Source organism: Microcoleus sp. MON1_C5, assembly GCF_036701875.1.
Lineage (GTDB): Bacteria > Cyanobacteriota > Cyanobacteriia > Cyanobacteriales > Microcoleaceae > Microcoleus.
Genome location: NZ_JAUBRN010000007.1, coordinates 72,989 through 96,940, shown reverse-complemented (window position 1 = coordinate 96,940; position 23,952 = coordinate 72,989). Strand labels below are relative to the sequence as shown.

The following is a 23,952-nucleotide window of genomic DNA, read 5'->3' as shown; positions in this document are numbered from 1 at the left end:
TTACCTATAATATATGATGAAAAATCACCCGACTCGAATGCAATCGGTACAGTCGCCAATAATTCCAGTAGTTGGCGAACTGATCCGCCAAAATCCGGGAACAATATCCTTAGGACAAGGCGTAGTTTACTACAATCCGCCACAAGAATCATTTGACCGAATTCCCGAATTCTTCGCAAATACCGACAATCACAAATACAAAGCCGTGGAAGGAATTCCACAATTACAAGATGCTATCGCAGCCAAACTAAAAACAGATAACGACATAGAAATTAACAGCAAAAACTGCATTGTCGTTACTGCGGGCAGCAACATGGGATTTACCAACGCCATTCTCGCTATCACTTCGGCGGGAGACGAAGTTATTATCCAATCACCTTATTACTTCAACCACGAAATGGCGGCAATTATGGCAAGTTGCCGACCTGTGATAGTAGAAACTGACGCCAAATATCAACTTAATATCGATGCTATAAAAAAAGCAATTACCGACAAAACGCGAGCCATAGTTACCATTTCCCCAAATAATCCCACTGGTGTTGTTTATCCTTCCGAAGCACTGCGGGAAGTTAACGAGATTTGTCGCCAGCACAACATCTATCACATCAGCGATGAAGCTTATGAATATTTTACTTATAACGGCGTCAAACACTGTTCGCCCGCCGCTTTTCCCCACAGCAGCGAACATACAATTTCTCTATTTAGCCTCTCCAAAGCCTACGGTTTCGCGAGTTGGCGGATCGGGTATATGGTAATCCCAGAACACTTGCTCGTTTCAGTGAGAAAGATTCAAGATACAATCTTAATTTGTCCGCCCGTAATTTCTCAGTATGCAGCGCTGGGAGCCTTGCAAGTTGGTAGAGGTTACTGCGATAATTATGTAAGGGCGATCGCCTCTGTGCGACAACTCGTATTAGACGAACTCAATACCATCCAAAATTTGTGTACAATTTCCCCAGCCTGCGGAGCATTCTACTTTTTCTTGAAAGTTGATACTGAAATCGATACAATGGAATTAGTAGAAAAATTAATTCGCGAATATCACGTAGCAGTGCTTCCCGGTACAACCTTCGGCATGGATAGTGGCTGCTATTTGCGTGTTGCTTACGGTGCTTTGGAAAAAGCAACCGCCACCGCAGGTATTAGGAGATTAGTTAAAGGTTTGAAGACAATTTTAAACAAGTAAAATAGGAAATTTCAAAATGGTTGCCACTAACTTAAAAGCAAATACAAATATCCAAGATACCTCCGCTGCAAAACTGGCAGACTTGCGCGATTTGATGGCCGATTATGAATTAGATTGCTATTTCATCCCAGCGGTTGACGAACACTTAAATTTATCAGTTCCAGCAGCCAAGCAGCGGCGAGCTTGGATGTGCGGTTTTACTGGTTCCGCCGGCGATTTGTTGGTTGGTAAAGATTCCGCTTGGTTGTTTGTGGATTCCCGCTACTACGAACAAGCCGAATTGCAAGTCGATACTGGAATTATTCAAATATCGAAACTCGGCTTAGAAGGAAATTTAACCTTAATTGAAACTTTAGAAAAACTGGCGGTAGAATCGGCAGAAAAGTCAACTAAAATTCGCATGGGTTTTGACCCGTTTACTGTAGCGACAGAGCAATATCAAAATTGGGTGAAAAAATTCGCGAATGCGGAGATTGAGCTCATACCAATCCCGGATAATTTGACAGACAAAGTGCGATCGCAAACTCCTTGGCAAACAGCAGAGACTTTACCCGCGATTGATGCAGAGCCCATATTTAGCTTACCTGTATCCCTGACCGGAGAAACCGCCGCCCAAAAATTAGCCAGAGTCAGGGAAGCGATGCAAAAAGCCAACATCGATGTGCTTCCGATTACCAACCTCAATCAAATAGCGTGGCTGTTCAACCTCCGAGGCTCGGATATTCCCCACATTCCCATTTTCATATCCTATGCCATTGTCACCACAGATTCAGCATTTTTGTTTACAAATACCGAACGAATTTCACTAGAAATCAAGCAAGAATTGCGGGCGGATGTAACTTTGCTTCCCTACGCAGACTATCCGCATACATTAGAAACTTGCGTAAATTTACCACATAAAGTTCGGGTACTTTTAGACCCGAAACACAGCACAGCAGGCACGTACCAGTTAATATTAAACCATCAAGAAGCGCAATTATACAACATCGAAATAGTTTTTGAGACGCATCCGGTAGAAGGGATGAAAGCTCGCAAAAATCCGGTTGAAATCGAGCAGATGAAATCAGCCAATTTCAAAGCAAGTCGAGCGAAAACTTTGACTTTAAAGTGGTTGACTGAACAGCTAGAAAATGGTAAGGTTTTGACGGAGTTTGATGTTAAAGAAAGCATCGAAAGATTTTACCAGGAAGAAACTGATTTTCAGACTTTAACTTTTAGAACGATCGCAGGTGCGGGAGCCAATAGCTCGATCGTACATTACGGAACCCCCAGCCCAGAAGTCACCTTAAAACCCGGAGAATTGCTGCTGCTGGATTCAGGCGCGCAATATTTAGCAGGTACAACCGACGATACGAGAACAATAAGTATCGGAGAACCGACGGCGCTACAAATAGAACACTACACCACAGTTTTAATCGCGCACATCAACTGTGCAATGCAGCAATTCCCCAAAGGAACAACGGGAGCGCAATTAGATGCGATCGCCCGTGCGGTATTATGGCAAGAACAGCTCGACTACGGACACGGTACAGGGCACGGAGTCGGCGCGTTTTTAGCCGGTCACGAAGGGCCAAACGGCATCAGCAAATCGGTACAGTATCCCCTAGAAGCCGGAATGGTAACTAGCATCGAACCGGGATATTACGAACCGGGATGGGGCGGAATTCGCATCGAAAATCTCTATGTTGTCAGGGAAATGCCCTCAAAAAACGGTTCGGTTTGGTACGGATTTGAATCGCTGACGTATATTCCGTTTGAGCGCAAATTGATAAATGTCGATCGGCTGTCAAAGACTCAACTCGCATGGTTGAATAATTATCATGCTTCGGTAGTCGAGAAACTGGAACCCGTACTTGATGCAGCAACAATTGAATGGTTGAAAACAGCCTGCGCTGCGTTAGGTTAAGCCTTGTAATTTGTCGCACATTTAACTTGTGCACCTATTTTTATTAAAACTCTTGTGGGGTGGGCACGCGAGCCCGCCCCAAAGGTACAAAATAGCCTATATCAGATAGGGACACGGCACTGCCGTGTCCCTACTTTATTTAATCCGATTATTTAATCTGATTCAAAACTGCTATAAAGCTGGTGACAGGATTTGAACCTGCGACAGGCTGATTACAAATCAGGTAGCTTTAACTACTTTTGAGGTAAACCAACGCCTGGAAGCTTTACTAGATACCCTCTGTCCAAGAAACTGGGTATGAGGCGGGTATGAAATTTACCCATACCCAAAATCATGTTCATCAACCAGGATAACACTAAAGATGGTGTAGTAGCTAAGTACGGTAAGGTGTCGGTAGAGCGATTCCAAGGTAGCTATCGTATTCGCTGGCGGTTCAATGGTCAGCGTTACGTGATAACCGTCGGTAAAGCTGATACTGATACTACTCTCAAGGTAGCCAGTGCTAAGGCTCAAGAAATCAACAGCGATATCCTAATGGAACGCTTCGATGAGAGTCTAGCTAAATATTCTCCTAAACACGCACAAGCACTAGCACCTGTACAACGGGTAACTAAGCTTAATCTAGCTGATGTTTGGGAACACTACAAGGAAGCCAATCTACAGCGAGTAGCTAAAACAACTCAAAAAAAAGACTGGAAAGAAGTAGAGAGGTGCTTAGCTAAAGTTTCCAGTGAAGCTCTTGACCTGGACAATCCTCACTTACTATTGCAGGAATTATTGGAGCATTACAGTTCCAGCACCCTAAAAAAAGCAATTGCTAACATCAATGCTGCCTGCAACTGGTCTGTTGAAACTAAGTTAATCAGTGATAATCCCTATCACAATCTCAAAAAGCAACTGCCTAAAGGACAAAAAAGTAAACGTTCTAAAGAATGCTTTGAGCCTGAAGAAGTTAAAAGCATTATTCAGTCATTCTCAAGTAATGAATTCTGTTCACCTGCTAGTGCTTACTCTCATTCCTACTACTCTGGTTATGTAGAGTTTCTAGCTTTAACAGGTTTCAGACCAGAGGAAGCAATAGCTCTCAATTGGAATGATATCAAAGAAAGAAAGGGGAAGACTGTGATAGTGGTTAGCAAAGCCTACTCAAAGGGAGAGTTAAAGGATACTAAAACCTACAATACTCGAATTTTCCCTTGCAATGACCAACTTCTTAGCCTCTTAAGACGCATTCCTAAACGTCAAAATGAAAATAATTTAGTCTTTCCTAGTGTAGAGGGAGGATATCTTAATCAAGATAATTTTCTCAATCGGCAATGGCGTCCTGTAGTAATCAAACTGTACCAGTCTGGAAAAATTAGCCAATACCTACCCTGTTATAATCTTCGGCACTCATTCATCACTCGCTTAATTCGGGATGGTTATGATCCATCTACCGTAGCAGCACTGGTAGGCAATAGTCCTCAAGTTATTCTCGACCACTACCTAGCAGCTAAGAAGGATTTAACATTACCTGAGTTGTAAGTCTCGTAAATAAAACAGAAAATTAAGAGGATAGAGGCGAAAAACTTCTATCCTTTTCATTGATGTGCGTTGGTACGGTAAACCGAACATGATATTACGGTTATTTTGACCTTGATTATTCGGTCGATTCAATTAACGACTTTCTATAATGAGTAATAGGTAAACACTGAACCTTGACAATTTAGGAGTCTCTTATTTTCTTGTCTTACAAGCAAGAACTTAGAGATTCTCGGTTTCTAGCGATTGTGCGATAGCAATCTCCGTTAGAACATTTTCGGGGTGTTTATATGATCATTTTCTCTCTATTTTTGACGATTTTTTAATATGACGAACTACCAAGGAACCAAAGCAATTATTGCTAATAACTTTGCTGATCGGTTAAAGCTTAACAAAGTCACCAAGGATATTTACTTGGATGGAGAACTATTTGACTTACCTAAGTTTAGGTATCAGGTTTGTCTCCACCATAAGACAGTCCTAAAAGATGATAAGTATATCAATGAACTAGCCCAAATCTACGCTAGTAAAAATCTCTTCTCTCCCTTAGAGGATTACTTAAGTGAATGCGAGTCTAAGTTCCCAGATATACACTACAAAGATGTTTTTAGAGAGCTTAATGAGAAAGTCCTACATATTGACCCTGATTCCTTAGAAGGAGTATTTTTACCTAAGACTTTAGTAGGTGCAGTAGCTAGAGTATTTCAGCCCGGTTGTCAATTTGATACTGTACTTATACTTAAAGGTTCTCAAGGGTTTTATAAGACTTCTTTCTTCAAAGCATTAGCAGGAGAGGACTTATTTACTTCTATGACTTTGCAAGCTTATAGCAAAGATGAACAGATGGTTTGCAATAGTAAGTGGATTATTGAGCTAGGAGAATGTGAAGATAGTCTTACACCTTATCTCTTAAGTAAATTAAAGGGGTTTATTACGAAAACAAGCGACACCTATCGCAAGCCTTATGATAGGAATACTGTTACAATCCCTCGACAGTTTATTCTGGTAGGTACAACGAACAAAGATAAGTTTTTAGTTGATCCTACAGGTAATAGAAGATTTTGGTGCTTAGATGTAAACGAGAAAATAGATATTGACTGGGTAAAAGAAAATAGAGATTTGATTTGGGCTAGTGCTGTTAAAGCCTATAAAGATAATTATCCTATCTACTTAAATGAAACTGAGCAAGAAATGCTTAATGCCCTAAATAAAAAATATGAAGCAAATGATATGTGGGAAGATATAGTAGCTGATTGGGTAGAGAAACGACAAGAGCCTTTTGTTTTGGGCGATGTCTTAACTCAGGCTATAGGAAAAGAACCTAAGTCTTGGACTAAAAAAGATCAAGAAAGGATTACTAATATTCTGACAGCTTTAGGCTTAGAAAAACCCACTAAAGCTAGTAGAGTCAACGGTAAGTCGGGTAAATACTGGCAAGTACCTGTGGCTGTAACTAGGTAATTGCTCAGTTACGGTTAAGTTACGAGCTGAATCCTTTATATATCAGGGGGTTCAGCTATTTTGTAACTGTGTAACCGTGTAACTGTAAAATTTTAACTAATCCTTTAGAGCGATCGGTCAATCTAGTTAATTGATAGACCCGGAGAAAATAAAGATCCAATGGTGTTAAAGTTAGTTGAGTTACAGTTACATAGTTACATAGTTACACTTCTTAGGATAAAGTCACCTACTGATAAATAGCTAAAACTATTGCTATAGAATTTTAGGGTTTCAGACCATTAGGTGATTTAAGTCACAGTATATGCCAGAGGATGACTGTTAAATTCATAATGATAATTACCAAAAACAAGGGGGTTAAGTTTTATGGAATTCGCAATGTCTATGTTCTTAGATGAGAAATTTACACCTGATGATGATAGACTCAACGATCAATCCTATGAAGAGCTAGGTCTAATTTGTGATGTATGTAGAGAACTTGTCTTTTTTAAGCCATGTATAAAGAGAGTTTCTCACTTCTCTCATTTCAAGGATACAGGCAAAGGTTGTGACTTGAAAACAAAAAACAATACCAATACCAGTAACCAAGACACTGATTCAGAAAGTAGAGAACAAAGCTTAGAAAAGTTCCAGATTAAATTTCACAGAATTCTTGAGCGAGGGATAATCACTTATCAAAATATCTCAGAAATTCAACTTAAAAATTGCAAATTTCAAGGTAAAACCTTAGTCGAGCAATATAGAATTGATATCAAGTCATGGTTGAGTTTGTTTAAACGCGAAAGAGAATCTATTAGCAAACTTGCTTTATCTCTGTATAACAATAATAATGAATTATCTGAGATACAGTGTCGAGTTTTGGCAAATATAGTTGATTACTTATGCGTTCCCGCTAGTGAATATATTTTGGAAGATACCCTTTACTATGTGTTTTTTTTATTAAATAAAGAGGTCGCTCTTAATAAGGATTTCGAGGAAGTTCGCTCTAAAGTCATCCAAATAATACGTTATGTTAATTGGGAAAAAGAATATCAAGTAGCACAAGAAAGTTTAACCTTTGATGAATTTCAAAGTAAACCTATAGGGAAAAGTGAAATCAGGGATTTTGCTATAACACTAGGTCACATAGGTGTTAAGTTAGACAAGGAAGATGAACGTATAAGGAAAGAAGATAAACCGGGTCTTAATATTCGTAAATACTTTGGATTATTTGGATCATTCGCGAGTGAAAGTCAGGTAGAAATCCACTGGAATTACATCCTTGGCCAGTGCAAAAAGAATAAGAAAGGAGAAGTAGTTTATTCAAAAATCAAGGGAAAATCCCCCCAAAAGTTGTATATATGTTGGCAAACGGATGCTAGTGGACAGCATCTAATCTTTAAGCATGATAGCGTAATTGTTGCCACTTTCATCCTACTGAATAACGGATCTATTCAGTGGAAACCTTTACCGGAATTTGATAAGTTATCTACACGCATTGCAATTCCTTTTGAAAGTCCTTATTACGATGTGATTGTGAGTACGTCTTTAAAGCAATTTTTTTGGGCATGGCTAACGAGTGAAGAATTTGCCGAAGACCTAAGTTTACGTTCTCGTAAACTCGAATATCTCCCTGCATTAGTAAAGCTATTACTGCGGTATCTGGCTTATGCACCGGAACTGAGAGATAAATTTACAGAAACCGCGTTATTAGAGAATGATATGCAAGTATCGCTAGACGAGGTAGTAAAAACCTATAAGGCTCTAATATCCGGCTTGGTAGGGGATACCCCCCGTATGAAACGAATTTACCCAGTAGACGAAATATTACCTCTATAAGTAGTCCAACCAACTGAACAGACCTCTCTAGCGATACTGGAAACAGCAGTAGAACCAACCACGTCACCTTCTACTCCAACAGTCAATGTAATGACAGAAAACTAAAGAGAAACAGTTAGGGTACGTGTGGTGAATACCCTAGCTCTTTCTACTCAACTGCTACACCTTAATTAACAGATTATTAGTAGATATCCACAAAACAAACAAAGTAGAGGATTCAAGTTATGGCTATCAAAAAATCACCTAGGGCTTACCCGGTAAGTTGCCCTAATCCTTTCTAATAAGCTGTTATACCTTAACTAGCATCACTTAGTAGAGTCGAAAGACCTCCTCTAATGAGAAAACTGGAAACACTCACAAAGGAAAAAAGATCATGTCATCTTTCGGAAAAGATATCGGTAGTTTCCAAGTCAGCCACGAGTACACTCAATTACAAGTAGTTAAAGCTCGTGTTACTGAAAAAGAAAAAGTAGTTAACGGGCAATTGGTCAAGACTAAAATTTTCAAGGAAGTAGCCAAAGCTAAAACAGATACATTGACGGTTCGCCTGACTACATCGGATCTCGGTCAACAGCTAACTTTTTGTTTTCAACGTGGAGGCAATGAAGAGGATGCTAAAGATCCTACTAGCAGAGTATTGGCTACCTTTACTATGAAGAAAAACTTTGAGCTAACAATGGTGTGCAATCAAGAATTCAATGCCATTAATAGCTACACGTATAAACCATTACTTACAGCGTTTCCTGGTATTGAAGCCGGATCGGTGTCAGACGTGTTTAGTCAATGGCTATGCACTGATGAGTTTGTCGAGCATCTTAAAATTGTCTCAGCTAAAAAAGGGTATACTCCTGCTTTAGTAAAGATGTTGTTTTTATTTATCGCCTATCAGCAAGAGCGATATTCTAAGTTTGTAGAGTTGGGCGAATATTCCAAAACAATGGAGATTGATCTAGACCGTGTGGTGGCTATCTTTAAGGAATACATTTCAGGTTTTTCTGAGGACTTCTCGGTACACTTAAAGAAACACTACAACGTGAGCCAGTTTACACTATCAGCAGCAGCAACACCAGCGATTGAATCTATACAGGTAACTCCTTCTACTCCTGATGTGTAAGTAGTCGAGCCAACGCCACGATCTACTAATGAACCCTTACCCGACTAGATAGCCAACCAGCTCTAAATCCCTATCTAGCTTAGGTTTACTTCGCACTTTTTATACACTACTAAGATAGGACATTATATCAGAAAGTGATATAGCAAAGTATATATGAAATATGAGAATCTATAGGAACAGAGTAGAGACGATAGCCATAGATGGTTGAGGTTAGAGTAACCCGCTTTCCCTATGTGCTTCTATTACATAATTCATTTTAATGCAAAGTCAAGATTCTATAACTAAAATAAATCATATTAGATGTCTCTAGATTGAGCTATATGGAGCGATAAGGCACGTATGGGTATGAATCTACATTTATTGTGTAGAGGAGCCTTAAAACTCGATTTAAGAGGGATAGAGTGAGATGTGACAGCTTAGCGTCTAGGCAAGTAGAATTATTAGGCAGTAATTATCTTTCTATCTAAAGAATTTTGATTTACTTATAAAGCCGAGCTTTAAGAGCTTAGTTGGGTATGAAACAGGTATTGTGGTTTTAGACCCACTTCATACCTAGAAATGAGCAGAAGGCTAGAAGTCTTATCTAACCTTGGTTTGAGCTATAAAGCTGGTGACAGGATTTGAACCTGCGACAGGCTGATTACAAATCAGCTACTCTACCAACTGAGTTACACCAGCAGTGAAAATTAATATAGCAAACTTATAGTCATCAGCGCAACCCCCCCAGCCATTTTTTTTTTCAAATTCCCTCAAAACCCCTCCCCGTAAGGGCAAAACCGAAATTACCTGCCCACTGCCAATTAACTAATCGCAGCGCCAAATCTTAATCGTCTGATCCGCACTGCCGCTGGCGAGCAAATTGCCCGAAGGTGCGATCGCCACCGAGTACACCGTACCCGAATGTCCCTTAAGAGCGCTCAACAACTCCCCCGTCTGCAAATTCCAAATATTAATCGTATTCTCATCGCACCCACTCACCAAAGTCAAACCGTCCCGACTGATAGCAACCGACTCGCCCCGACTCACATAATTCTGCAAAATATGCACCGCCTCATTCGTTCCTAAATTCGTTTCACCCTTTCCCCTTCCAGAATTAGTATTTAAAATCCGCAACAAACTGCCCGTGTGCAAATTCCGCAGCTTAATCGTATAATCATTGCTGACGCTAGCAAGAATCTGACCGTCTGGGGCGATCGCCACAGAATTCACCCCAACATTCAACCCCGAAAGAGTCCGCAGCAAATTGCCGCTTTCCACATCCCAAACCTTGCTCGTTGCATCCGAACTGCCACTCGCCAATATTTTACCGTCTGGGCTAAAAACCACCGCATTCACATTGTCAGAATGACCCCTCAAAGTCCGCAGCAACTCACCACTCCGCAAATTCCAAAGCTTAATCGTATTATCAGCCCCGCCGCAGCTAGCAATTACCTGGCGCTTCGGATTAATCGCCACCGAATTCACCTCCATAGAATGTCCCGGAAAAGTACACAGCAAATCACCGGTGTGCAAATTCCAAAACTTAATTGTTTCGTCCGAACTGCCGCTGACCAACATTTTTCCGTCATAGCTAATAGCAACGGAATTTACGCGATCGGAATGTCCCGTCAGAGTGCCAATTAATTCCGCTGTTTCTAAATTCCAAATCTTAATAGTTTTATCCCAACTACCGCTAGCCAGAATTTTACCGTCAGGGCTAATCGCCAGAGAATTCACAAACGATAAATGTCCTGGCAGCGTATATACACACCGCCATTTCTGATGTTTTAATTTGTGAGCTAATTCCTTCACCCGCTTAGATGCCGCCTCAGCTTCCTCTCTGCGTTTGAGTTCAGCTTCCTCCAAACGCTGGCGTTCCGCCTTAGCTTTCGCCTCTCGAAGCGCCAGCCGCCGCATCTCTCCCTTATAGACTATTCGCTGCTGCTCCTGAATTTCTTTAAGAGTTTCAATATACGGTTGGGCCCAATCTTTAGAAAACCATTCCTGAGCAAATTCCGCCTCTAATTTAAATAACTGAGGTTCGTGAGTAAAATCGATATTTAAATAATACAAATCAGCTAAAAAAGCCGCCAATAACTTGTGAATAGTCACAATTATTTGCCGAATAATCCGCAGGCTCAGTTTTTCATCTTTCCCCTGCGCTTCCAACTGGTGATAAACCTCTTCCCAATTCCAAGGCTGCATCGCCACTAGAGAAACGCTCTGATTTATGATTCCCCAAAAACCGACATGAAAATTAACTTCATAATCGCTGATATCGCTGTACAGTATAGCTGTAGGTACAGGAGACAAAACACTCTGCAACCGCTCCACATCAATATCAGAAATCGATTTTTTGAAATAGTCTCCGTAAAACTGCACCGGACACACATCTCCGTGCTGCGGGTAGTGCTGATTCAAAAAAGCTCTTAACTTAGCCGGCAGCTCGATATTTAGATTGTGGCGAAACGAATCCGGGCAATCTTCGCTAATTTTTGCGGGAGCAACTAACAGCAGCAATCGGTGCTGCTGCTGCTGCAAAATCTGTTCAGTTTCCTGCCTGCTCAAATTAGAAAACCAGTTGTCCCTGTCCCAAATAGTTTGAATTTCACTCAGCTTAACTCGAATTGCTTCTGATTGAAACTCTCGCATTAAGTCGCGGCAAAGCCGGCTAATTGCCCGCTTATCTCTCAATTCTTGTGCCTTAATTCGATTAACACGTTCTTCCTTTGCCCATTCTTCTGCGTCGGCGAGGGCGATTAATTGTTGTTCTCTGGCCTGCTGCCGCTGCAAATATCTCATTTGTGCTTTAATCCAGCGGGGGTCTTTTTTGATTTGCTGGTTCAAAGCTGAAGAACCCGACGGCTCAATTTCTGCATAGCGTTCGTTGACAGCGCTTGCTCCCAATCTTTCTCCCAATTCAGAGGCTACAGGCTTCAACAGTTCAATTAGGGTGTCTGAGACAGGGCGGGGTAAGGACATACCAGTTAAAACTTTTTCTTACTTAAGGGCGATCGCGCGAGTCAGACATATCCCCCTGGGGCGGGGACTCTTGGCAGGGCTATTACATTTGAGCGAGCGGCCGATGGTAATCGTAGGGCGTATCGTGCAGCCGCGCAAGTTGAGCACCTTAACTCAATAATAGTATTTATACACTTTACATTTTACCCCAAATCTGAATCGAAAGCACCGAGGGAAAAGACATCAGAATATGCGATCGACCCTGAGTTCCCCCAATTCATTTTTTTTGTTGCCATTTGACTCGCTCTTGTCTATAATCGTACTTCACAACCATAATTACGGTATTCCGACCCAATAACCGTACTTTTTCTAGAGGAACAAATATAATGAGTCCGTGGCAACGCCTAAATCAACACCTTCACTGGCCACAACAGCCATCAGCCAGCACAAATCAATCATTTACTGCCCTCAAAAGATTTGTGTCGCTATTTTTAGTCGGAATAACTTTAAGTCTGGCCGTTGCATCCTGCGGCCAGGGAAGCACCAACAACCCCGCAGCCACTCCAGGCGGTGCTAGCCCAGCAGCCAACAAAGGCAACGTAGAATTAACCCTAGTATCCTTCGCCGTCACCAAAGCCGCCCACGAAGCCATAATTCCCAAATTCGTAGAACAGTGGCAAAAAGAAAAGGGTCAAACCGTCACTTTTAACCAAAGCTACGGCGGTTCCGGTTCCCAAACTCGGGCTGTAATTGACGGTTTAGAAGCAGACATCGTACACCTAGCCCTCGCCCTCGACACTGCAAAAATCGAAAAAGCCGGACTAATTCAACCTGGGTGGGAAAAAGAAGTTCCCAACGAAGGCATAGTCAGTAAATCCGTAGGAGCCATAGTCACCCGCGAAGGCAATCCCAAAAACATCAAAACCTGGGAAGATTTAAGCCAAGACGGAGTAAAAGTGATTACTGCCGATCCCAAAACATCAGGCGTTGCCCGTTGGAATTTCCTCGCACTTTGGGGCTCGGTTGTTAAAACCGGAGGAGACGAAACCAAAGCATTAGACTTTACTAGCAAAGTCTACAAAAACGTCCCGATTCTGACTAAAGATGCCCGCGAAGCCACTGATGTATTTTTCAAACAAGGGCAAGGCGACGCCTTAATTAACTACGAAAACGAGATTATTCTGGCAGGTGAGAAAGGCGAAAAACCGACTTATAGTATTCCCGAAGTCAATGTTTCGATCGACAATCCGATTGCCATTGTCGATAAAAACGTTGATAAACACGGTACTCGCGAAGTCGCCGAAGCATTTGTCAAGTTTCTCTACACCCCAGAAGCTCAGCGAGAATTTGCCAAAGTAGGCTTCCGCCCAGTAGATGCGACAGTAGCCGCGGAACCAGAATTTGTCAAAAAATATGCCCCCATCAAAACCCTATTTACAGCTCAAGACTTAGGAGGTTGGGGAGATATTCAGCAGAAATTCTTCGATGACGGAGCTGTTTTTGACAAAATCCAAGGTTCAATTAAACAGTAAAAAAACACAAAGCTCAGATACCCGACTTCCTCGAAGTTGTCGGGTATCTAAAAGATTCACTATTCTTGGCAACTCAAAACTATTCACTTATGGCTGTATCATCTCCAACCAGCAACCCTGAATCTCCGATCGAAAATATCAAAAAGGCGATCAGCAAAATCACCTTACCTTGGGGAATCACCCTAGGCTACCTCAGCTTAATGCTATTGCTCCCAGTTGCAGCAATGCTCCTGAAAGCCAGCACAGCAAACCCCGCCGAATTTTGGGCAATTGCCACCAGTCCGATCGCCCTTTCCGCCTACGATGTCACCTTCGTTACGGCATTAATTGCGGCATTAATTAACGGAGTATTTGGCACATTAATTGCCTGGGTATTAGTCCGCTACGACTTTCCCTTAAAACGGGTTGTCGATGCAGCAGTTGATTTACCTTTTGCACTACCAACCTCCGTCGCGGGTTTAACTCTCGCCACAGTTTACAGCGATAACGGCTGGATCGGCGGGCTGTTTGCACCCTTGGGAATCAAGATCTCATTTACTCGCTTGGGCGTAGGAATAGCCATGATCTTTATTTCCTTGCCCTTTATCGTGCGGACTGTACAGCCAGTTTTAAACGAGATGGAAAAAGACATCGAAGAAGCAGCTTGGTGCTTGGGTGCTTCTCAATTTCAAACCTTCTGGCGAGTAGTTTTACCGCCGCTGTTCCCGTCTATTTTAACCGGAGTTGCCCTCGGGTTTTCGCGAGCGGTTGGCGAGTATGGCTCTACTGTAATTGTAGCTTCTAACATACCCTTCAAAGATTTAATCGCGCCCGTATTAATTTTTCAAAGATTGGAACAGTACGACTATGCAGGAGCAACAGTTATCGGCACTATCCTGTTAGGTATTTCCCTGGCAATGCTGTTCGCAATTAATCTATTACAAGCATGGAGAAGACGCTATGACGGCTAATATCAATTCACCCGCTGATTACAAATTTCCGCCTGCGGGTTCTAGTCGGAGTCAGGAGAAAGCCTGGGTAAAACCCACTTTAATCGGAATTGCAAGCGGCTATCTTGCTCTCGTCTTATTTATCCCCATGGTCAACGTTTTTTACCAAGCTTTCCGAAAGGGATTTGAGCCATTTTTTTCTAACTTAACCTCGCCCGATTTTCTGCACGCAGCGCAACTTACCCTGGTGATTTCTCTGATTGTCGTGCCTGTAAATACAGTCTTCGGTTTGTGTGCAGCCTGGGTAATTGGCCGCAATAAATTTCGGGGGCGCACGCTATTAATCAGCATTTTAGACGTGCCGTTTGCCATATCTCCCGTAGTTGCAGGTTTAATGATTGTACTGCTTTACGGTCGGGTAGGATGGTTCGGACCGTGGCTGGAGGCCGCCAATATCAAGGTTATTTTTGCCTTCCCTGGAATGGTGCTGGCTACTGCTTTTGTTACCTTGCCTTTTGTAGCCCGCGAAGTAATTCCTGTTTTGGAAGAAGTGGGTACAGATCAAGAAGAGGCGGCGAAAACTTTGGGAGCAAATGACTGGCAAATTTTCTGGAATGTCACGCTTCCCAGTATTCGCTGGGGATTGCTTTACGGAGTAATTTTGACCAATGCTAGAGCAATGGGAGAATTTGGAGCCGTCTCTGTGGTGTCGGGAAATATTGCTAAAAAAACCCAAACTTTGCCTTTGTTTGTAGAGGATGCTTACAAGCAGTACGCGACGCAAGCCGCATTTTCAGCGGCGGTAATTCTAGGTTTTTTAGGAGTTATTACCCTCGTGCTTAAGGAGATTTTGGAACGAAAAACTAGCATTAAGGAGGTTGAAGAATAATCATCAGTCATTAGGCTGTAGGGTACGAAGTTGTTAGTCATTAGTAGGGTGCGGATCTATGGACAATCTGCTTGGAAGCTGGAAAATATCGCAGCTTTGCACCCTACAAGATATTGGTGCAAAATGTAAACTGAAACAAACATTAGGAGGCCCAAATGTTAGCTCACAACACTAGCGAATCTGAATTTGAGGCGAGCGGCAATTTTCACAGAACCCAAGAATCAGATCTTCCCAAATCTGATAGTGCTGACAGCAGACCAACTCAAACCCGCATTCGCATTCGTGTTCCTAAACAGTACCATCAGGAACCTGTGATATCTAACCTGATTTCTGAATACGGTTTGACGGTGAATTTTAATGCCGCTTTGTTGGGTGTCAAAACTTTAGATGACGGTTGGTTTGACTTGGAACTTAACGGTACAAGTAAACAGATTGAAACGGCTCTAATTTATCTCAATGATTTAGATGTGGAAATCTGGAGCAATTCCAATCATCCCGATGAAGAAAGTTGGTAATTAGTGAGTCTTGCACGCACCCACCTGGAAGAGTTAATATTCTAGACTGACAGGCAGAATTTTCTTTATTCTAGCCGGTTTATTGAGTCTAATAGCCTCCAGGAATGTTAGTCATGAGTCAGCCTATCTATTCCTGTAAAATTTCCGTTATCACGCTTATAGTGAGGAATGCAAGTCCTCATAAAACTCAGAGGACTTGTATTCCTTATTACCAAGCAATTTGATTGCGGTTGTTAGATCGCACATACATATCATTTAGCAGCCAACAACTACCAAATAATATCAGCTTACAGCTAATAACCGTGATTGATAACTCTTGACTCACAAATATCGATCGCCATCGGTTAATTATTTGCTTGACAATTTTTATAAAATCTGGTACTTTATCTATCTCGGGTAGAGCATAAAACAGCGCGCAAGTTTTGTCCAACTTTTTGGGAAACAGCCGGAACAATATTCCCCTTTAAAACTTCTCAACCATCAAACTAACTCTGTTAGGGCAGGGCAGCATAAAAAAACGTTTTTGTCAATATTTAATTTAGGTGAAAGTTAGGGGCGCTCCTCTTCGAGGGCTTCGCCAACGACTCTCATCCGCATTCACGGGAAAAAGCTCGATCGCTGCTGCGGTTGGTTTGTGATATGAATTTGATGTGTGCGTGTACCAGGAGAATTTAAACGTGGAACTCTATAAAGAACCGAAACACCAGATAGTTTTTGCAGATTCACAAGTTAAAGATTGCGAAAGTTTAACAGAAACGGTCAATCTCGATACAGAAATTGTTATTCTGAAAGCCGATCGCGACGGCATCGAGCAAATCGCCGAAACACTTAAACAGCGGCAAAACATTGCAGCCGTCCACATTTTGTCTCACGGCGCAGCAGCCAGCTTGCAACTGGGAGCCACAGAACTAAATCTCAGCAACATTGAAAGCTACCGCAATTATTTAGAAACATGGTTTGCTTTGCCAACAACTGAGGCAAACTCTAACTCTCCAATTACAGCTAAACCCGAAATTCTGCTTTACGGTTGCAACGTCGCCGCCACAGAAGCAGGTGTGGCTTTCGTGGAAAGGCTGAGCCAGCTCACGGGAGCAAATATTGCCGCTTCCGATAACTTGACTGGGAATGCTGCGTTGGGTGGAGACTGGGAACTCCAAGTAACTACGGGAAACATTGAAACACCTTTGGCATTTTCGGCTGAGGCGAGGGAAGCTTACAGTGCAGTTTTAGTCGCCACATTTGGGGAACTGCGCGATAAGATTCTGGTGGCAAATGTTTTGACCGACACCGACACGATTGCCATTACTGGCGACATCACCTTAGCCGCCGGAGAGGTTCTGCCCAGAATCACTAACCCCATCACCTTGACCGGTGGCGGTTTCACCCTAAATCTCAACACTAACCGGGGCTTCTCTGTAGACAACAATGCAGCAGTCAGCATTTCTAACCTGACAATTGCCAACGGTAGCGCCGTGGGTGGTGTCGGTACAGCCGGCGGTGGCGGTGGGGCCGGCATGGGAGGCGCACTATTTATCAACAACGGCGCTGTCACAGTTAACAGCGTGACGTTTACTGGCAACACCGCTACAGGAGGCGGCGGGGCAGCAGCAGCGGTAGCCCCAGCCGGTGCCGGTGGCAGCGCTGATTTCGGCACCCTCTTCGGTGGCACTGCTGGCTTCAACTTTACAACTGCGGGCGGTCCTGGTGCTGCTGGTACTGCTACTGCACCCAACGCTGGTAGTGGTGGCCCTGGCGTTAACAATACTTTTGGAGCGGGCGTTCCCGGCGGCCAAGGCGGTCCGGGCGGTCCCGGTGGCAGCACTACCTTCGCAGGTGGCGCAGGCGGCGCAGGCGGCGCAGGCGGTAGCGGTGCGGGAGGCGTCATCGGCGGTGGGGGCGGTGCTGGCGGTGCTGGCGGTGCTGGCGGTACTGGAGTTGTTGGCAACGGCGCTGGCGGGGCTGGGGGTGCAGGCGGTGCTGGTGGCTTTGGTGGCGGTGGCGGCGCTGGCGGTTTTGGAGGTACGGCTACTGCCCCTGCTGCGGTCGGTGCGATCGGCAACGGTGGCGCTGGGGGCTTCGGTGGCGGAGGTGGCAGCGGTACAGTAGGCGGAGCCAGCACGCCCCTCGGAGCTTTCGCCCCGGGCGGCGCCGGCAGCCCAGCCGGTGGCGGCGGCGGTGCTGGTTTGGGAGGCGCAATTTTTGTTAATACTGGTAGTTTGACCCTGAACAACAGCACTTTGTTCAACAACACAGCAACCGGAGGCGCGGCGGGCGGTGCGGGGGCGACACCGGGCCAGGGCGCGGGGGCCGCGATTTTTGTCAACAGCGGCGCTACAGCAACTCTGACTAACAACACCATCACTGCTAACACTGCGACTGCAACTGCCCCTGCTCTTGCTGTGGGCGGGGGTATTGCTACTAACGGCGGTACTGTGAATGTCCTAAATTCGATCGTGGCCGGGAATTTGGGCGGCGTGAATCCTGACGTGTTTGGGACATTCACCGCCACCAGTATCAACAATTTGATCGGGAATGTTGCTGGCAGCAATTTACCTGTCGCCCAGCAACTGACCGTTCCTCTAGCAAATGTCATCGCCCCTACCCCAGGATTGAACCAGGCTACAGGCGTTCCCGTGACTTATGCTTTGGCTGACAGCACTGCGACTCCTAATCCGGCGATCGATACTGGGGATGCCACCGCTGCGGCTGCTGCGGGCGCGACTGACCAGCGGGGTGCTGGCTTTCCCCGGACGATCGGCACTGCTGTTGATATCGGTGCTTATGAATACGGCCCGATCGTCACAGGGGTTAAATTCAACGACCTTAACGGGGATAGCCTGCAAGGTGCCGCGGCGACTGAACCAGGTCTTGCGGGCTGGGTGATTTCTGTAGGCACGAAGAGCGCTACTACCGCAGCCGACGGCACTTACATCCTCCGCGACGTAAAAACCGATACTCCGATTACAGAAGCGCCCCCCGCTGGAACGCCTGCGACTGCTTGGGTGCAGACTCTCGGCCCGACTCCGGCAAATACGGGTATTGTTAATGTCACGGGTGCCAACTTCGGTAATTTCCAGAAAACATCGATCGCGGGCAAAACCTACACCGATCTCGCGGGCAACGGCTTCACGCCCGACGACACCGTATTAAACGGCGTCACGGTCAACCTCTACAAAGACACCAACGCCAACGGTACGCTAGAAGTCGGCACAGATACTGTTGTCGGCACTGCACAAACCACTGCGGGAACCGGAGATTACACATTCGCTGATATCGGCCCCGGCAATTACCTGATACAAGCCACGGCCCCAGCCAACTCCAGCATCTCTTTCCCCGCTGCCGCAATTCTCGTTAGCGCCCAAAGCGGTACTCCCGTAACCGCCCAAAACTTCGGCGTTTTCCAAAACATCACCGTCAGCGGCACCAAATTCACCGACCTCACAGGCAACGGCTTCTCTGCAGATGACACGCCGCTCAACGGCACTACCGTTCGCTTGTTCAAAGATACTAACAATAACAGCACTTTAGATACAGGCGACGCGGAAATCGCCTCTCAAGTTACCGGAACCGCGCCTGCGGCTCCTGGGACGTATAGCTTTGCCAACGTCGGCTCCGGTAGGCACTTTGTGAGAGAAGATGTGCCAACTGGTTTCTCACAAACCGCCGGCCCGGCTTTTTATACAATTAACCCGGTCAGCGGCACAAACATTACGGCTCAAGACTTCGGCAACCTCCAGTTGGGCAAAATCAGCGGGATCAAATTTAATGACCTCAACAAAAATGGCATCCAAGATGCGCCAGCAGAACAACCGCTAGGAGGCTGGAGAATCTACGTGGATGCCAACAATAACGGCACCTTCGATGCTGATGAAGAAAGCGAAATCACGGATGCTACGGGTCAGTATGAGATCGACGACCTTACAGCCGGCACTTATACAGTGCGGGAAGTGCCACAAACTGGCTGGACGCAAACTGTACCCCCCGTCAACCCAGCGACGCCTACCCTTTCAGGCGCGTTTACGATCGCCGTCACCAGCGGTACAAACTCCCAAAACAACAACTTCGGCAACTTCAAGCCCAACTCGATTAGTGGTCTGAAGTTCAATGACCTCAACAAAAATGCCATCCAAGATGCGCCAGCAGAAACAGGACTACCCAACTGGCAATTCTTCCTCGATACCAACAACAACGGCACTCTCGACACCGGGGAACCGAACACCCTCACCGATGCCGCCGGCAACTACAAATTCTCCGATTTGTCAGCCGGAACCTATAAGGTGCGGGAAGTCTTGCAGCCTACTTGGACGCAAACTACCCCCAACCCGGCCGACATCACTGTCACTAGCGGTCAAGACATCGCTAACATCAACTTCGGTAACTTCCAGTCGAGCACAATCAGCGGTCAAAAATTCAATGACCTCAACAACAACGGCGTTAAGGATGCCGGAGAATTGGGGCTAGCTAACTGGCAAATATTTCTCGACAGTATCAATCCGGATGGATTGTTTCAGCAGGGCGAACCGACTACCATCACTGATGCAGCGGGCAACTACACTCTCCGAGATATACCCGCAGGTACTTACCAGGTAAGGGAAGTCCCGCAAAACGGCTGGACGCAGACGACCCCCAACCCCGCCCCCGTTACTGTTAATCCTCCAAATAACATCACGGGCATAGACTTCGGCAACTTCCTGCCACAACCCGGGGCGATCCGAGGCCTGAAGTTCCAAGACACCAACAACAATGGCACTCAGGATGCTGGAGAACCGGGTTTACCCAATTTCCAAATTCAGTTAACCAATGTCGTAGCTGGAACTGCTCCTGCTCCTGTTACTACTACCACAGACAACAGCGGCAACTACCTGTTCGCGAACCTAACGCCGGGAACCTACCGTGTCCGGGAGGTAAACCAAACTGGGTTTACCCAAAGCACACCCGAACCCGCCGACATCACCCTAACTTCGGGCGCTATTGTCACTGGCATCAACTTCGGGAACTTCCCAGCGCCGACGCCGACGCCGACTCCGCCGCCGACGCCGACTCCGACCCCGCCACCACTGCCACCTGTACCGACGCCGACTCCGACCCCGCCACCGACGCCGACTCCGACCCCGCCACCGACGCCGACTCCGACCCCGCCACCGACGCCGACACCGACACCTGCACCGACGCCGACACCGACACCTGCACCGACGCCGACGCCTGTACCGACAGATTTGGTTTGCCCTGAGAACTTCCCCAGGATCGCTACTCCCAATGAACCCGGCACTTCTTCAGCGGGTAATGTGATCAATGGCCCTAACGGCGACGATACGATCGTGGGTAGTGTCGGCAATGACTCTATCTTGGGGTTGAGCGGCAACGATTTGATCTTTGGTCGAGGGGGCGGGGACTACATCAATGGCAATATTGCCAACGATACTGTCTACGGAGGCATTGATAGCGATACTCTCTACGGTGGCAAAGGGTTTGACCTGATTTTTGGCGATCGCGGTAACGATACGATTTATGGCAATCGCGGCAACGACTCTCTCTCTGGTGACGAAGGCAATGACGTATTGTACGGCGGCAAAGCCGATGACGTAATTTTGGGAGGCGCTGGCGATGACGTGCTAATTGGCGATCAAGGCAATGACACTCTCTGCGGCGGCGAGGGTAACAATACCTTAATTGGCGGCAGCGGCGATGATTTGCTCTTTGGTGACACCGGCGATAACTTGCTCTTTGGTGGCATTGGCAGCGATACCCTCGTCGGCGGCATTGGCAGCAATGGCTTTGTCTTGTCAGCGAGCGGAGGAATTGACACCATTTTCAACTTCACCGAAGGAGTGGATTCGATCGAGTTGGTGGGAGGCTTGGACTTCAATCAACTGTTATTGACCGAAACTAATGGCTCGACGGCGATCGGGCTTGCTAACAGCGACCAGATTTTGGCTATAGTGACGGGCGTGCAGCCGAGCCAGTTATCAGCTCAGAGTTTTAGCTTGTTGGTTTAGTCCGCAGATCGAACTCGGCAGTTGCAACCGCTCCTACACTTGCCTGTCGTCCCAGCAGAGAGGGACTACCCGAAAGCAGAGCCTCTAAACCCATGTTTAGAGGCTCTGCCAAAGAAGGGGAACGAATTCCGTTCCCCTTCTTTGGTCAAATTTGTTCGAGATACTTTAGCAAGTCTGCCATTTCTTGGGGACTCGGCTGAAACTGGGGCATTGGTGGGGTTTGCCCGCTGGTGACTTGCCGGATCAGATCGAATTCGGATTTGCGCTCGGACACTCCGTGCAAGTTGGGCCCGACTTGACTTTCTGAAACCGATGTGTGACACCCCGCACAGTTCATTTGAAAGATGGCGGAACCCTGAAACGGGTTGCCCGTCAGGGATAGTACGCTTTTGACGTAAGGATCGGCGACTTGAAACTGACGAATTGTCATACTCGCCAACATGATGGCAACCAACACCGCTAGCGCAAATATGGCAAGTCGCTCGATCGGGTTTTTAATTTCATTCCTGGCAAGTTGGTTATTCAAAGGAGTTCAATTAAAAATAGTATCTACAAGAAAATTTATTTCTCATAACATAGCTTAATCGTTCGCAGCGGGGAGAGCAAGCTCTGAGACCCACGGAAGGCTGCTTTTGGGAAAATTCATCTGTATAAGTGCTGGTAATATTAAAAATAGGTTGTTAAATCTTAACGTTAAGGAGCTCTCATGGTAGAACCGCTACTTTCAGGTATTGTTCTGGGTCTAATCTTTGTTACTCTGGCGGGGCTGTTTTTTGCGGCTTATCAGCAGTACAAGCGCGGCGATCAGTTGGGTATCAATAAGTAAAAGGGGCTACAGTCCCTCACTCAGGCTGTCAGGGGGAGGGGGAATTGGGAATTGGGCATGGGGCATGGGGCATTAATCTACCTACTGACTTCTTCCTTCTTCCCTCTTCCCTCTTCCTTCTTCCCTCTTCCTTCTTCCTTCTTCCCTCTTCCCTCTTCCCTCTTCCCTCTTCCCTCTTCCTTCGTTAAAGATATCGATCGAGAATAGCAGCAGTTTGCAGCCCTGTTTTTTCCCAGCTAAATTGTTTTGCTCTGGCTAAACCGAGCTCCCGCAAGTGCGATCGAACTTTGGCATCGACTGCAAGCTCTTGCATAGCAGAGGCAATTTCCTCGACGCTGTAGGGATTGACTAATAAGGCGGCACCCCCCGCCACTTCGGGCATTGAAGACAGGTTAGAGGTGATGACAGGAGTGCCGCAGCCCATTGCTTCAAGCACGGGGAGGCCGAATCCTTCCCAAAGACTGGGGAAAACCAGCGCGATCGCTTGGTTGATGACTTTGGGCAAGTCGGCTGCGGGGAGGTAATCTAAGAATTTTACTCGATCGACCAATCCCAATTCTTGAACCTGCGCCTTCAGCAGTGGCGTATAGCGTTTGTCTTCCGAACCTGCTATCCACAATTCGTACTCGGAATTATGATGCAAAGCAGCAAAGGCTGCTACAACTCGCTGCACGTTTTTATACGGATTGTGGCGGCCGATATAAAGAAAATAATTGCTTGTTGGTAAGTCTAAAAAACGGAAAAAACTGGTATCGTATCCGGGGAAAATTGGCGTAATTAAAGTAGTAGGAATATTGCAAAAATTAGCGATATCTTTGGCTGTTGATTCTGAGTCGCAAATGACGTGTTGAGCCTGCCGCAGCACTTGGGGAATGTAGTAGCGGTGATAAGGTGTCAGAGGATCGAAGCGCCGGGGAAATCGCAGCGCTATTAAGTCATGTACTGTAATTATATAGCGGCAACCTGCAAATAAAGGAGCTTCGGGAATTGGGGAAAATAACAGGTTAGATTTTAGCTGTTTGTAAATTTTGGGAAGTTTGGTTTGTGTCCACACCAATCGGTTGATGTGTCCTTTGGTTCCTTGTTCTGGTGTTAGATTGGCGGGGATTTGGTAGCAGTTGCTATTGGGAAAATTTTTTGCTGTTAGTAATGTGGGATTGAGGGATTTTAGGTGGGGAAATAGGTTTTTGGCGTAGATGGCTAAGCCGGTTGGTTTGGAAATTAGGAAGGAGAGGTTGATTAGTAAGTTAGATTGGGGATTGGGCATGGGATAATATGTAGATTGCGGTTTTTTGCTGGGATTTTTTTAACCGCAGAGGGCG

15 protein-coding genes and 1 tRNA gene are annotated in these 23,952 nt (G+C 45.6%); 12 read left to right on the top strand and 4 right to left on the bottom strand.

All coding sequences use genetic code 11. The annotated features are described in order from the left end of the window. The first annotated feature begins 16 nt into the window (after positions 1 to 16). The 6 genes from QUA71_RS05440 (at position 17) to QUA71_RS05415 (ending at position 9,003) form a co-directional block, all read left to right on the top strand. A complete protein-coding gene (locus QUA71_RS05440) occupies positions 17 to 1,186 on the top strand; it encodes a pyridoxal phosphate-dependent aminotransferase (RefSeq protein ID WP_333283211.1) in 1,170 nt (389 codons plus the stop codon). Positions 1,187 to 1,202: 16 nt separating this feature from the next. After that, positions 1,203 to 3,092 carry an aminopeptidase P family protein gene (locus QUA71_RS05435; RefSeq protein WP_333283086.1) on the top strand — a complete coding sequence of 630 codons (1,890 nt, stop codon included), beginning with the start codon at positions 1,203 to 1,205 and terminating at the stop codon, positions 3,090 to 3,092. A gap of 333 nt (positions 3,093 to 3,425) precedes the next feature. Continuing rightward, on the top strand, positions 3,426 to 4,616 hold the full coding sequence (locus QUA71_RS05430) for a tyrosine-type recombinase/integrase (RefSeq protein ID WP_333059989.1): 1,191 nt from the start codon (positions 3,426 to 3,428) through the stop codon (positions 4,614 to 4,616). Between the two features lie 324 nt (positions 4,617 to 4,940). After that, positions 4,941 to 6,074, top strand: coding sequence for a virulence-associated E family protein (locus QUA71_RS05425; RefSeq protein ID WP_333283083.1), 1,134 nt, complete (start codon positions 4,941 to 4,943; stop codon positions 6,072 to 6,074). Positions 6,075 to 6,437: 363 nt separating this feature from the next. Beyond that, entirely contained in the window at positions 6,438 to 7,889 is a 1,452-nt protein-coding gene (locus QUA71_RS05420) for a hypothetical protein (protein WP_333283080.1), read from the top strand. Between the two features lie 373 nt (positions 7,890 to 8,262). Then, positions 8,263 to 9,003: a hypothetical protein gene (locus QUA71_RS05415; RefSeq protein ID WP_333283077.1), complete on the top strand. Its 741-nt coding sequence runs from the start codon at positions 8,263 to 8,265 to the stop codon at positions 9,001 to 9,003. Positions 9,004 to 9,608: 605 nt separating this feature from the next. Here the strand turns inward: QUA71_RS05415 and QUA71_RS05410 are convergent. Beyond that, positions 9,609 to 9,681, bottom strand: a tRNA-Thr gene (locus QUA71_RS05410). 126 nt (positions 9,682 to 9,807) lie between these two features. Then, the gene (locus QUA71_RS05405) at positions 9,808 to 11,964 is read right to left on the bottom strand and encodes a WD40 domain-containing protein (protein WP_333283074.1); all 2,157 of its coding nucleotides are present in this window, start codon (positions 11,962 to 11,964) and stop codon (positions 9,808 to 9,810) included. Positions 11,965 to 12,329: 365 nt separating this feature from the next. On the opposite strand from QUA71_RS05405, the gene QUA71_RS05400 reads away from it, so the two are divergent. The 5 genes from QUA71_RS05400 (at position 12,330) to QUA71_RS05380 (ending at position 21,804) form a co-directional block, all read left to right on the top strand. Then, positions 12,330 to 13,475 carry a sulfate ABC transporter substrate-binding protein gene (locus QUA71_RS05400; RefSeq protein ID WP_333283071.1) on the top strand — a complete coding sequence of 382 codons (1,146 nt, stop codon included), beginning with the start codon at positions 12,330 to 12,332 and terminating at the stop codon, positions 13,473 to 13,475. An 89-nt stretch (positions 13,476 to 13,564) separates the two neighbouring features. Next, the gene (gene cysT, locus QUA71_RS05395) at positions 13,565 to 14,425 is read left to right on the top strand and encodes a sulfate ABC transporter permease subunit CysT (protein WP_333283068.1); all 861 of its coding nucleotides are present in this window, start codon (positions 13,565 to 13,567) and stop codon (positions 14,423 to 14,425) included. Further along, positions 14,415 to 15,293, top strand: a complete 879-nt coding sequence (cysW, locus tag QUA71_RS05390) for a sulfate ABC transporter permease subunit CysW (protein WP_333283065.1) — start codon at positions 14,415 to 14,417, stop codon at positions 15,291 to 15,293. The genes cysT and cysW overlap by 11 nt, the downstream gene beginning before the upstream one ends. 155 nt (positions 15,294 to 15,448) lie before the next feature. Next, on the top strand, positions 15,449 to 15,808 hold the full coding sequence (locus QUA71_RS05385) for an NIL domain-containing protein (protein WP_333283062.1): 360 nt from the start codon (positions 15,449 to 15,451) through the stop codon (positions 15,806 to 15,808). Between the two features lie 677 nt (positions 15,809 to 16,485). After that, positions 16,486 to 21,804: a DUF4347 domain-containing protein gene (locus tag QUA71_RS05380; protein ID WP_333283059.1), complete on the top strand. Its 5,319-nt coding sequence runs from the start codon at positions 16,486 to 16,488 to the stop codon at positions 21,802 to 21,804. Positions 21,805 to 21,949: 145 nt separating this feature from the next. On the opposite strand, the gene QUA71_RS05375 is transcribed toward QUA71_RS05380, so the two are convergent. Further along, positions 21,950 to 22,330: a c-type cytochrome gene (locus QUA71_RS05375; RefSeq protein WP_190656795.1), complete on the bottom strand. Its 381-nt coding sequence runs from the start codon at positions 22,328 to 22,330 to the stop codon at positions 21,950 to 21,952. 180 nt (positions 22,331 to 22,510) lie between these two features. On the opposite strand from QUA71_RS05375, the gene petG reads away from it, so the two are divergent. Next, the gene (gene petG, locus QUA71_RS05370; protein WP_006632329.1) at positions 22,511 to 22,630 is read left to right on the top strand and encodes a cytochrome b6-f complex subunit V; all 120 of its coding nucleotides are present in this window, start codon (positions 22,511 to 22,513) and stop codon (positions 22,628 to 22,630) included. A gap of 184 nt (positions 22,631 to 22,814) precedes the next feature. Here the strand turns inward: petG and QUA71_RS05365 are convergent, their stop codons facing one another. Next, a complete protein-coding gene (locus QUA71_RS05365; RefSeq protein ID WP_333283054.1) occupies positions 22,815 to 23,897 on the bottom strand; it encodes a glycosyltransferase family 1 protein in 1,083 nt (360 codons plus the stop codon). Between the last annotated feature and the right edge of the window lie 55 nt (positions 23,898 to 23,952).

Excerpts from the sequence above, each read along its gene's own strand:
- petG (WP_006632329.1), top strand. The coding sequence starts at position 22,511 with ATGGTAGAACCGCTACTTTCAGGTATTGTTCTGGGTCTAATCTTTGTT.
- QUA71_RS05415 (WP_333283077.1), top strand. The coding sequence starts at position 8,263 with ATGTCATCTTTCGGAAAAGATATCGGTAGTTTCCAAGTCAGCCACGAG.
- QUA71_RS05435 (WP_333283086.1), top strand. The coding sequence starts at position 1,203 with ATGGTTGCCACTAACTTAAAAGCAAATACAAATATCCAAGATACCTCC.
- QUA71_RS05385 (WP_333283062.1), top strand. The coding sequence starts at position 15,449 with ATGTTAGCTCACAACACTAGCGAATCTGAATTTGAGGCGAGCGGCAAT.
- QUA71_RS05365 (WP_333283054.1), bottom strand. The coding sequence starts at position 23,897 with ATGCCCAATCCCCAATCTAACTTACTAATCAACCTCTCCTTCCTAATT.
- QUA71_RS05430 (WP_333059989.1), top strand. The coding sequence starts at position 3,426 with ATGTTCATCAACCAGGATAACACTAAAGATGGTGTAGTAGCTAAGTAC.
- cysT (WP_333283068.1), top strand. The coding sequence starts at position 13,565 with ATGGCTGTATCATCTCCAACCAGCAACCCTGAATCTCCGATCGAAAAT.
- QUA71_RS05425 (WP_333283083.1), top strand. The coding sequence starts at position 4,941 with ATGACGAACTACCAAGGAACCAAAGCAATTATTGCTAATAACTTTGCT.
- QUA71_RS05420 (WP_333283080.1), top strand. The coding sequence starts at position 6,438 with ATGGAATTCGCAATGTCTATGTTCTTAGATGAGAAATTTACACCTGAT.
- QUA71_RS05405 (WP_333283074.1), bottom strand. The coding sequence starts at position 11,964 with ATGTCCTTACCCCGCCCTGTCTCAGACACCCTAATTGAACTGTTGAAG.
- QUA71_RS05400 (WP_333283071.1), top strand. The coding sequence starts at position 12,330 with ATGAGTCCGTGGCAACGCCTAAATCAACACCTTCACTGGCCACAACAG.
- QUA71_RS05440 (WP_333283211.1), top strand. The coding sequence starts at position 17 with ATGAAAAATCACCCGACTCGAATGCAATCGGTACAGTCGCCAATAATT.
- cysW (WP_333283065.1), top strand. The coding sequence starts at position 14,415 with ATGACGGCTAATATCAATTCACCCGCTGATTACAAATTTCCGCCTGCG.